Genomic DNA, 10,889 nt, shown 5'->3' on the forward strand with positions numbered 1-10,889 from the left:
TTAATGAACCTCGACCACGTTGCCCTGCAAACGCAGCAAGGCGTCGTTCACCGCATCCGGCATCAGTTGGCGCAGGCAGTTGTAGTGGCCGAACCGGCAGGTGCGGTCGAAGCACGGGCTGCACTCCAGACCCAGCCGCACGATTTCCACCTGGTCGGCCAACGGCGGGGTGAAGCCCGGCGACGTCGAGCCGTACACCGCCACCAAAGGGCGGTTCAGCGCGGCGGCCACGTGCATCAGGCCCGAATCGTTGGACACCACCGCGTCGGCGCAGGACATCAGGTCGATGGCCTCGGCCAGCGACGTGCCGCCGCTGAGGTTGACCGATTCCTCGCGCAGGCCGGGAATCAGCCGGGCGCGGATGTCTTCGCCGACCGCGTGATCGTTCTTGGAACCGAACAGCCAGACCTGCCAGCCTTCGCGGATCCGCGCCTCGGCGACCTTGGCGTAATGCTCGGACGGCCAGCGCTTGGCTTCGCCGAACTCGGCGCCGGGGCACAGCACCAGCACCGGGCGGTCGAGGGTCAGGCCGAACTTGGCCAGCGCCGCTTCGCGGGTCACCGGGTCGATCTGCAGGCTCGGGCGCGGATAGGGCTTGGGCAGTTCGGCGTTCGCGTCATAGGCCAGCGCCATGAAGCGCTCGATCATCAGCGGGTAGCGTTCTTTGTCGAGGGTGCGCACGTCGTTGAGCAGGCCGTAGCGGAACTCGCCGCGCCAGCCGGTGCGCTTCGGGATACCGGCGAAGAACGGCACCAGCGCCGACTTCAGCGAGTTCGGCAGCAGGATCGCCTGGTCGTACCGGCCGGCCAGGGACTTGCCGATCCGCCGACGGGTCGCCAGTTCCAGCACGCCATGGCCGAGCGGGAAGCTCAAGGCCTGGCGCACCTCTGGCATGCGCTCAAGGATCGGCCGGCTCCACTCGGGGGCCAGCACGTCGATCTCGCACTGCGGGTGACGCTGCTTCAGACACTGGAAGAGTGTCTGGGCCATCACCATGTCACCGACCCAACTGGGCCCAACGATCAGAATATTCATGTGGTTTCCAAAAACGAACCGGGGAGGCATCACGCCTCCCCGCCTCGAGAGTTCTACAAACACTGTAGAGCCACTGTGGGAGCCGGCCTGCCGGCGATGGGGCCGTCGCATCCGACATCGGTGCGGGCCTGCCATCCGCTTTCGCGCCCACAGGGATAATCAATGTGGCGACAGAGCGGTGTCAGCTCAACCCCAGCCCGCGCCAGATCCGCATCACCTGTCGCCGTTCGTCCGCGAACTGGTCGCCCGGTATCACCCCGGCCTCTTTCTGCAAGGCCTGCCGGTGGGCGGCGGAGCGGTAGGCCTTGTAGGCCTCGCGCAGCAGCGCGGCGTCTTCGACGGGCATCAGCCCTTCGTGCTCCAGCTCCTCCAGGATGCGGATGTTGTCCGTCCAGCGCAGCAGCGGCGGGTGCTTCTGCGACCACGCCAGGGCCGCGTATTGCACCATAAATTCAATATCGACGATACCTCCGGCGTCCTGCTTGAGGTCGAACGGCGCCGTGGCCTCGAAGGCGTTCGCCCCGGTGCCGGCGGCGGTGGCCTTGCTGCCGAGGTTGTCGCGCATCTTGGCGCGCATCTCGCTGACTTCCTGGCGCAGCGTCGCCGGATCCCGCGCCTTGCCCAGCACTTGGGCGCGCACGCCCTCGAAGGCCTGGCCGACATCCTGGCTACCCACCAGCACCCGCGCCCGCACCAGGGCCTGATGCTCCCAGGTCCAGGCTTCGCTTTCCTGATAACGGGCGAACGCCCCCAGCGAACTCACCAACAGGCCCGACGCCCCGGACGGCCGCAGGCGCATGTCCACCTCATAGAGCTGGCCGGAGTTGGTCTGCGCCGTCAGCAGATGGATGATCCGCTGGCCCAGCCGGGTGAAGAACTGCGCGCCGTCGATCGGCTTCGGCCCGTCGGTCTCCGCCTGGGGGTCGCCGTCATGGATGAACACCAGATCCAAGTCCGAACCATGCCCCAACTCGATGCCGCCGACTTTCCCGTAACCGACAATGATGAAGCCGGGATCGCACAACGTGCCGTCGGTGCGCAGCGGCGTACCGTACTTGGCCACCGTCTGGCGCCAGGCCAGGGCCAGCACCTGCTCCAGGATCGCCTCGGCCAGCCAGGTCAGGTAATCGCTGACCTTCATCAAGGGCAGGCTGCCGGCGATTTCGGAGGCCGCGACACGCAGGCGGTGCGCCAGCTTGAAGTGGCGCAGCGCTTCCATCTGCTGTTCGAGGTCGTCCTCCGGGATCCGGGTCAGGCGCTCGCGCAGTTCGGCCGCCAGCTCCGGGGCCAGCGGCGGCTTGAACAGCCGGCCTTCGTTGAGCAGTTCGTCCAGCAGCAGCGGGAACCGGGTGATCTGCTCGGCGATCCACGGGCTGGCGGCGCACAGGGTCAGCAGGCGGCGCAAGGCGCCGGGGTTTTCCGTCAGCAGCACCAGGTAGGCCGAACGCCGGGCCACCGCTTCGACCAGCGGCAGCACCCGTTCCAGCACCAGGTCCGGGTTGTCGTGCTCCACCGCTTGGGCCAGCAGGCGCGGAATGAAGGCATCGAGGCGCTCACGCCCCAAGCGCTGCATCGCCCGCAACTGGGCGCTGCCGCGCAGGTTGGCCAACGCCTTCAGGGCCTTGGTCGCGTCCGCGAACCCGGCCTCCTCCAACTGACGGCAGGCGGCCTCTTCATCCTGGGCCTCCTCCCACAGCGGCAGCCATTCGCCGCCGACCGCCACTTCGCTCGGGGCGCCCTCTTCCTCGTCCGGATCGGCGATCACCTGGGCGAAATGCCAGGCCACCCGGTCGCGCCAGAACATGAGCTTTTCGTGGAAGGCGTCCCAATCGGCGAAGCCGAGCATGAAAGCGATGCGCGCCTGGTCCTGGGCGCCGTCCGGCAGCATCTGGGTCTGGCGGTCGGCGATCGCCTGGATGGCGTGCTCGGTGTAACGCAGGAACAAATAGCCTTCGCGCAACTCGCTGACCACCGCCGGCGGCAGGTAGCCTTGCCCCTCCAGCGTGGCCAGCACCTTTAATAGAGGGCGCTGCTGCAGGCTGAGGTCGCGGCCGCCGTGGATCAGCTGGAAGGCCTGGGCGATGAACTCGACTTCGCGGATGCCGCCTGCGCCCAACTTGATGTTGTCGGCCATGCCCTTGCGCCGCACTTCCTGCTGGATCAGCTGCTTCATGGTGCGCAGGGCTTCGATGGCGGAGAAGTCCAGGTAGCGCCGGTACACGAACGGACGCAGCATCTCCAGCAGCTGCGCGCCGGCCGCCTGGTCGCCGGCCACCACCCGCGCCTTGATCATCGCGTAGCGTTCCCAGTCGCGACCCTGGTCCTGGTAGTACTGCTCCAGCGCATTGAAGCTCAGCACCAGCGCCCCGGACGAGCCGTAAGGGCGCAGGCGCATGTCGACGCGGAACACGAAGCCGTCGACGGTCATCGGGTCGAGGGCCTTGATCAGGCGCTGGCCGAGGCGGATGAAGAATTCCTGGTTGTCCAGCGGCCGTTTCACGCCGACGGTCTCGCCCCCTTCGGGGTAGGCGAAGATCAGGTCGATGTCGGACGACAGGTTCAGCTCGACCGCGCCGAGCTTGCCCATGCCGAGGATCACCATCGGCTGCGGCAGGCCGCTGCGCCGGCCGGTGGGCGTGCCGAACTGGGTGCAGTGGCGCTCGTACAGCCAGCGGTAGGCCTGGTCGATGCAGGCGTCGGCCATGTCCGAGAGGTCGCGGCAGGTCTGCGCCAGGTCGGCCTGGCGGGTCAGGTCGCGCCAGATGATCCTTACCTGGTGCCGGGCGCGCTGACGGCGCAGGACGCGCCCCAGCTCGTCGTCGGTCTGCGCGGCGCTCACGGCGTCGGCGATCTGCCCGCACAGCTCGCCGGGGGCGAACGGCCGGTCCAGTTCGCCGCAGCGCACCAGCGACAGCAACATCAAAGGGTCACGCAGGCTCTGTTCAATGACGAAGTCGCTGGCCGCCGTGACGCGGGCGAATTGTGACCAGCGCTCGGGCGTCCAAGTCGAAAAGCCATGGTCGTCGTCCAGGACGCCGACGGCGGCACGGAACGACTGCTCGGATCGGCTGACCAACGGCAGGAGAATGGCGGGCAGTTCGGCAAGCGCAGGCAGGGTCATGGTCTATCCTTGATCGGCGTGTGAACGGCCGTTTGTAGTGACGAGTGAAAAACCGCTACGCGAAGGAGTGTCGAACAAAAGTGAGAAATAGCTGAAATTTCTTTCTCTTTGGCAGCCAGCATCAAACTTTCACCTTCTTCAGATGGAAAACGACCAAGCTTAACGATTATTCTCACAACGCAGTCCGAGGCCACAAGCCTTTCATCTGTAGTTTTACTACTCGTCTATACATCCGGGAGGCTGAAATGCCGGATCATTTGTAGTAAAACTACACGCCGCCGGAACAACCTGTCGGCAATCCAAGAATTTTAAATCGTCTGCCCACAAGGCCAGTCGCAACTCAGGCAACCGATTCTGGAAGCCTTTCCGCCCTGGAGCAAGCCATGCAAGACCTCGATCCCGTCGAAACCCAGGAATGGCTGGACGCCCTGGAATCGGTTCTCGACAAAGAAGGCGAAGACCGTGCTCACTATCTGATGACCCGTATGGGCGAACTGGCGACCCGCAGCGGCTCGCAGCTCCCTTACGCCATCACCACGCCTTACCGCAACACGATCCCCGTCACCCACGAAGCACGCATGCCAGGCGACCTGTTCATGGAACGCCGCATTCGCTCGCTGGTGCGCTGGAACGCGATGGCCATGGTAATGCGCACGAACCTGAAAGATTCTGACCTGGGTGGTCACATCTCCAGCTTCGCCTCCAGTGCGACCCTGTACGACATCGGCTTCAACTACTTCTTCCAGGCCCCGACCGACGAGCACGGCGGCGACCTGATCTACTTCCAGGGCCACACCTCTCCGGGCGTCTACGCCCGTGCGTTCATGGAAGGCCGCATCAGCGAAGACCAGATGAACAACTTCCGTCAGGAAGTCGACGGCAACGGTCTGTCGTCCTACCCGCACCCATGGCTGATGCCTGACTTCTGGCAGTTCCCGACCGTGTCCATGGGTCTGGGCCCGATCCAGGCGATCTACCAGGCGCGCTTCATGAAGTACCTGGAGCACCGCGGCTTCATCCAGCCGGGCAAGCAGAAAGTCTGGTGCTTCCTGGGCGACGGCGAGTGCGACGAGCCGGAATCCCTGGGCGCGATCTCCCTGGCCGGCCGCGAGAAGCTGGACAACCTGATCTTCGTCATCAACTGCAACCTGCAGCGTCTCGACGGCCCGGTCCGCGGCAACGGCAAGATCATCCAGGAACTCGAAGGCGTGTTCCGCGGCGCCCAATGGAACGTGACCAAAGTCATCTGGGGCCGTTTCTGGGATCCGCTGCTGGCCAAGGACGTCGACGGCATCCTGCAGCGCCGCATGGACGAAGTCATCGACGGCGAATACCAGAACTACAAGGCCAAGGACGGCGCGTTCGTCCGCGAGCACTTCTTCAACACGCCTGAACTCAAGGCCATGGTCGCCGACCTGTCCGACGACGAGATCTGGAAGCTCAACCGTGGCGGCCACGACCCGTACAAGGTCTACGCGGCGTACCACGAAGCGGTCAACCACAAAGACCAGCCGACCGTTGTCCTGGCCAAGACCATCAAGGGTTATGGCACCGGCGCCGGCGAAGCGAAGAACACCGCGCACAACACCAAGAAGGTCGACGTCGACAGCCTGAAGCTGTTCCGCGACCGCTTCGACATCCCGGTCAAGGACGAAGACCTGGAGAACCTGCCGTTCTTCAAGCCGGAAGAAGGCAGCGCCGAAGCCCGCTACCTGGCCGAGCGCCGCGCCGCGCTGGGCGGTTTCGTGCCGCAGCGCCGCGCGCAGAGCTTCAGCGTGCCGACCCCGGACCTGGACACCCTCAAGGCCATCCTCGATGGTTCGGGCGACCGTGAGATCTCCACCACCATGGCGTTCGTGCGCATCCTCGCGCAACTGGTCAAGGACAAGGAAATCGGCCCGCGCATCGTGCCGATCATCCCGGACGAGGCCCGTACCTTCGGCATGGAAGGCATGTTCCGTCAGTTGGGCATCTACTCGTCCGTCGGTCAGCTCTACGAGCCGGTCGATAAAGACCAGGTGATGTTCTACAAGGAAGACCAGAAAGGTCAGATCCTTGAGGAAGGCATCAACGAAGCGGGCGCCATGAGCTCCTTCATCGCGGCCGGTACTTCGTACTCCAGCCACAACCAGCCGATGCTGCCGTTCTACATCTTCTACTCGATGTTCGGCTTCCAGCGCATCGGCGACCTGGCCTGGGCGGCCGGCGACAGCCGTACCCGTGGTTTCCTGATCGGCGGCACCGCCGGCCGCACCACCCTCAACGGTGAAGGCCTGCAGCACGAAGACGGTCACAGCCACATGCTGGCCGCGACCATCCCGAACTGCCGCACCTACGATCCGACCTACGGCTACGAGCTGGCGGTGATCATTCAGGACGGCATGAAGAAGATGACCGAAGAGCAACAGGACGTCTTCTACTACATCACCGTGATGAACGAGTCCTACCAGCAGCCAGCCATGCCGGCCGGTGCCGAAGAAGGCATCAAGAAAGGCATGTACCTGCTGGAAGAAGACACCCGCGATGCGGCGCACCACGTTCAGCTGATGGGCTCCGGCACCATCCTGCGCGAAGTGCGTGAAGCGGCGAAGATCCTGCGTGAAGAGTTCAACATCGGCGCCGACGTGTGGAGCGTCACCAGCTTCAACGAACTGCGTCGCGACGGCCTGGCCGTAGAGCGCAGCAACCGTCTGCACCCGGGCCAGAAGCCGAAGAAGAGCTATGTCGAAGAGTGCCTGAACGGCCGCAAGGGTCCGGTCATCGCCTCCACCGACTACATGAAGCTGTTCGCCGAGCAGATCCGTCAGTGGGTGCCGTCCAAGGAGTTCAAGGTCCTGGGCACCGACGGCTACGGCCGCAGCGACAGCCGCAAGAAACTGCGTCATTTCTTCGAAGTCGACCGTCATTTCGTGGTGTTGGCAGCCCTGGAAGCCCTGGCTGACCGCGGCGATATCGAACCTAAGGTGGTGGCCGAGGCCATCGTCAAGTTCGGCATCGACCCGGAAAAACGCAACCCACTGGACTGCTGAGGAGAAACTCTGTGAGCGAACTCATTCGCGTACCTGACATCGGCAGCGGTGAAGGTGAAGTAATCGAACTGTTTGTGAAGGTCGGCGACCGCATCGAAGCCGACCAGAGCATCCTGACCCTGGAATCGGACAAGGCCAGCATGGAAGTGCCGGCCCCGAAGGCCGGCGTCATCAAAAGCCTGAAAGTGAAGCTGGGCGACCGCCTGAAGGAAGGCGACGAGCTGCTGGAGCTGGAAGTCGAGGGCGCCGCCGCTGCGGCCCCTGCGCCTGCCGCCCCTGCTGCTCCGGCCGCCGCGCCTGCCGCTGCACCGGCTGCCACCCCTGCGGCAGCTGCAGCCCCTGCTGCCGCTTCGGTGCAGCAAGTGCACGTGCCGGACATCGGTTCGTCGGGCAAGGCCCAGATCATCGAGATCCAGGTCAAGGTCGGCGACAAGGTCGAGGCTGACCAGTCGCTGATCACCCTGGAATCCGACAAGGCGAGCATGGAGATCCCGTCGCCCGCCGCTGGCGTGGTCAAGGCCATCAGCGTCAAGCTCAACGACGAAGTCGGCACCGGCGACCTGATCCTGGACCTGGAAGTGGCGGGCGCTGCGGCCCCTGCCGCCGCTCCAGCCCAGGCGGCTGCCCCGGCGCCCGCCGCTGCCGCGCCTGCCCCGGCTGCCGCCCCTGCGGCGCCGGTGGCCGACAGCGTCCAGGACATCCACGTTCCGGACATCGGCTCGGCCGGCAAGGCCAAGATCATCGAAGTGCTGGTCAAGGCCGGCGACAGCGTCGAAGCCGACCAGTCGCTGATCACCCTGGAATCCGACAAGGCGAGCATGGAGATTCCATCGCCTGCCGCCGGCGTGGTGGAAAGCGTCTCCATCAAGCTGGATGACGAAGTCGGCACCGGCGACCTGATCCTGAAGCTGAAGGTCAAGGGCGCCGCTCCGGCTGCTGCCCCGGCTCCAGCTGCCGCTGCTGCTGCCCCAAGCGCTCCGGCACCAGCCGCTGCTGCTCCGGCTGCCGCTGCACCTGCCGCTGCCGCTCCGGTCGCCGCCCCAGCCAAACCGGGCGCCAAGGTTCACGCAGGTCCTGCCGTGCGTCAGCTGGCCCGCGAGTTCGGCGTCGAGCTGAGCGCCGTGAGCCCGAGCGGTCCGCACGGTCGCATCCTGAAGGAAGACGTGCAGGTCTACGTCAAGGCCATGATGCAGAAGGCCAAGGAAGCCCCGGCCGCCGCTGCCGGCGCGACCGGCGGCGCGGGCATCCCGCCGATCCCGGCCGTGGACTTCAGCCGCTTCGGCGAGATCGAAGAAGTGCCGATGACCCGCCTGATGCAGGTCGGCGCCGCCAACCTGCACCGCAGCTGGCTGAACGTGCCGCACGTGACGCAATTCGACTCGGCGGACATCACCGAGCTGGAAGCCTTCCGCGTCGCCCAGAAAGCCGTTGCGGAGAAGGCCGGCGTCAAGCTGACCATCCTGCCGCTGCTGCTCAAGACCTGCGCGCACCTGCTCAAGGAACTGCCGGACTTCAATAGTTCGCTGGCCCCGAGCGGCAAGGCGATCATCCGCAAGAAGTACGTGAACATCGGCTTCGCCGTCGACACCCCGGATGGCCTGCTGGTGCCGGTCATCAAGAACGTCGACCAGAAGAGCCTGCTGCAACTGGCTGCCGAAGCCGCTTCCCTGGCTGAGAAAGCCCGGACCAAGAAGCTGTCGTCGGACGAGATGCAGGGCGCCTGCTTCACCATCTCCAGCCTCGGCCACATTGGCGGCACCGGCTTCACGCCGATCGTCAACGCGCCGGAAGTGGCGATCCTCGGTGTCTCCAAGGCAACCATCCAGCCGGTCTGGGACGGCAAGGCCTTCCAGCCGAAGCTGATGCTGCCGCTGTCGCTGTCCTACGATCACCGTGTGATCAACGGCGCCGCCGCCGCACGCTTCACCCAGCGCCTGGGCAGCCTGCTGGCGGACATCCGCACCATCCTGCTGTAAAACGCTCGGCCCTCCCGCCACGGAGGGCCGAACGCCGCACGATTTCGGGCGCCACACGCCCGTACCTCAACCCCGCCTTTGGCGGGGCTTTTTTTGCCCTGAATACCCGCCTTCGCAGCGCTTATTCCCACAAGCCACGCTGACTTCGGCCACAGCCCGGGTCGACTTCCCGTCGATATTTTTTTAAGCCCCGCAACTAACCTTGGCGCGCAAAAGTTCACCCAGAAACTTCATTGCCTGTTTCTTTTTGTTCCACCTACATTCGAATGGATTCGAACATGTTCAAACCGACCGTTGGGCCGATTCTCGGCCACGTAACAACTCATCACGCCCGGATATTCATTCGCGGCGAGCACAATGGAAACACACCGGTATTTGCCGGTGTCCGCTATCGAAAGATCGGCGAAGCGCGTTGGTCAAACGCAACTTTCGTCAAACTCGATGCATGCAGTGACATGTCAGGCGTCGTGGCGCTCAACAACTTGAGCGAAGACACCGAACACGAATACCAGGCGGGCTGGTTCAGCCCGATGAGTCCGGCGCACACCGTGGAGAGCGTCGCGGAGTTGCCGCTGCAATGGCCCAGGGCGACCTATCGCCTGCGTACGCGCTCGGGCAAGCGGTCGCAGCCCCGGGCCTATGTCGTGGGCTCGTGCCGCTACTTGCGGATGACCGCCGGCATCGCCACGCTGCCCGCTCTGGGTGACCGGATCTTCGCGTCGATCCATCGGCTGGCCCATGATGCGCAACCGCCGGTGAGCGCCATGCTGATGACCGGGGATCAAGTCTATGTCGATGACCTGAACCGGATCGCGCCGGATCGGGAACACGAGGACATTCATAAAAAGTATCGAACTGCGTTCTCTCAACCGAACATTCGGCAACTAATGTCCGGCACTTCCACTTACATGATCCTCGATGACCACGAGATCGAAGACAACTGGCCGGCCAATGCCACAAAGAACGATCACGCGTTGTTTCGCAATGCCATGGCCGCCTACGAAAGTTACCAAGTCAGCCATAGCCCGGCACATGAGCTGGATGAACAGTCGCAAATCAATCGCGCGAAACCCGAACGCTATTGGTATCGGTTCGCCGACGGTGACATCGAATGGTTCGTGACCGACAGCCGCACCCGGCGCAACCTGGCAGCCGGCGACCGGCGCATCCTCGACGAGGAACAGGAGCAGGCCCTGCTCAAGTGGCTGATCCACAGCCCGGCGCGGGTGAAGTTCGTGGTCACCAGCGTGATGTTCTACCCGGACCGCAAGCTCAACGGCGACGATGCCTGGATGGGTTTCCCCGAGCAGCGCCTGCGCCTGTTGGAGACCATCCGCCGGCACAGGATCGAGAATGTCGTGTTCGTCAGCGGCGACGTGCACGGCTCGCTGACCGCCCGCCTGAGCCACAGCGAAGATCCGGACTTCGAGGTGTACACCGTCGTGTCCTCGCCGCTGCACAACAGCATGCTGTTGCCCTACGCCAAGGCGTCCACCTTCATCCTCGACAAGCCGCTGGCCTGCACCGCGACCGGCGATTACCGACATGAACTGACCGGTCAGGTGATCAGCCAGGACAATTTCGCCCACCTGGTGGTGGAGGCCGACCGTCTGCAGGTTCACTATCACGACCGCGACGGCAAGCGTCTGCAGTCGGTCAGCATCCCGCTGCGCTGATCCGCCAGCACTGCCGTTCCGTGAGCAAAAGGCTCTGGGACGGCACTCTTGC

At 64.5% G+C, this 10,889-nt stretch carries 5 protein-coding genes; 3 read left to right on the forward strand and 2 right to left on the reverse strand.

Going from position 1 to position 10,889, the window contains the following annotated elements:
• Positions 1-1,035, reverse strand: a complete 1,035-nt coding sequence (waaF, locus tag CAG31_RS22470; protein WP_085585314.1) for a lipopolysaccharide heptosyltransferase II — start codon at positions 1,033-1,035, stop codon at positions 1-3.
• 181 nt (positions 1,036-1,216) lie between these two features.
• Positions 1,217-4,156 (reverse strand): bifunctional [glutamate--ammonia ligase]-adenylyl-L-tyrosine phosphorylase/[glutamate--ammonia-ligase] adenylyltransferase, encoded by a 2,940-nt coding sequence (glnE, locus tag CAG31_RS22475; RefSeq protein ID WP_085585316.1) that lies wholly within the window; start codon positions 4,154-4,156, stop codon positions 1,217-1,219.
• A 383-nt stretch (positions 4,157-4,539) separates the two neighbouring features.
• Here glnE and aceE point away from each other — a divergent pair, with 383 nt between their 5' ends.
• The 3 genes from aceE (at position 4,540) to CAG31_RS22490 (ending at position 10,837) form a co-directional block, all read left to right on the forward strand.
• Positions 4,540-7,185, forward strand: a complete 2,646-nt coding sequence (gene aceE / locus CAG31_RS22480) for a pyruvate dehydrogenase (acetyl-transferring), homodimeric type (protein ID WP_085585318.1) — start codon at positions 4,540-4,542, stop codon at positions 7,183-7,185.
• A gap of 11 nt (positions 7,186-7,196) precedes the next feature.
• A complete protein-coding gene (gene aceF / locus CAG31_RS22485; protein ID WP_085585320.1) occupies positions 7,197-9,161 on the forward strand; it encodes a dihydrolipoyllysine-residue acetyltransferase in 1,965 nt (654 codons plus the stop codon).
• A gap of 278 nt (positions 9,162-9,439) precedes the next feature.
• A complete protein-coding gene (locus tag CAG31_RS22490) occupies positions 9,440-10,837 on the forward strand; it encodes an alkaline phosphatase D family protein (protein ID WP_085585322.1) in 1,398 nt (465 codons plus the stop codon).
• The last annotated feature ends 52 nt before the right edge of the window (positions 10,838-10,889 follow it).

It is taken from the genome of Pseudomonas sp. R25(2017) (assembly GCF_002112565.1).
Taxonomy (GTDB): domain Bacteria; phylum Pseudomonadota; class Gammaproteobacteria; order Pseudomonadales; family Pseudomonadaceae; genus Aquipseudomonas; species Aquipseudomonas ekonensis.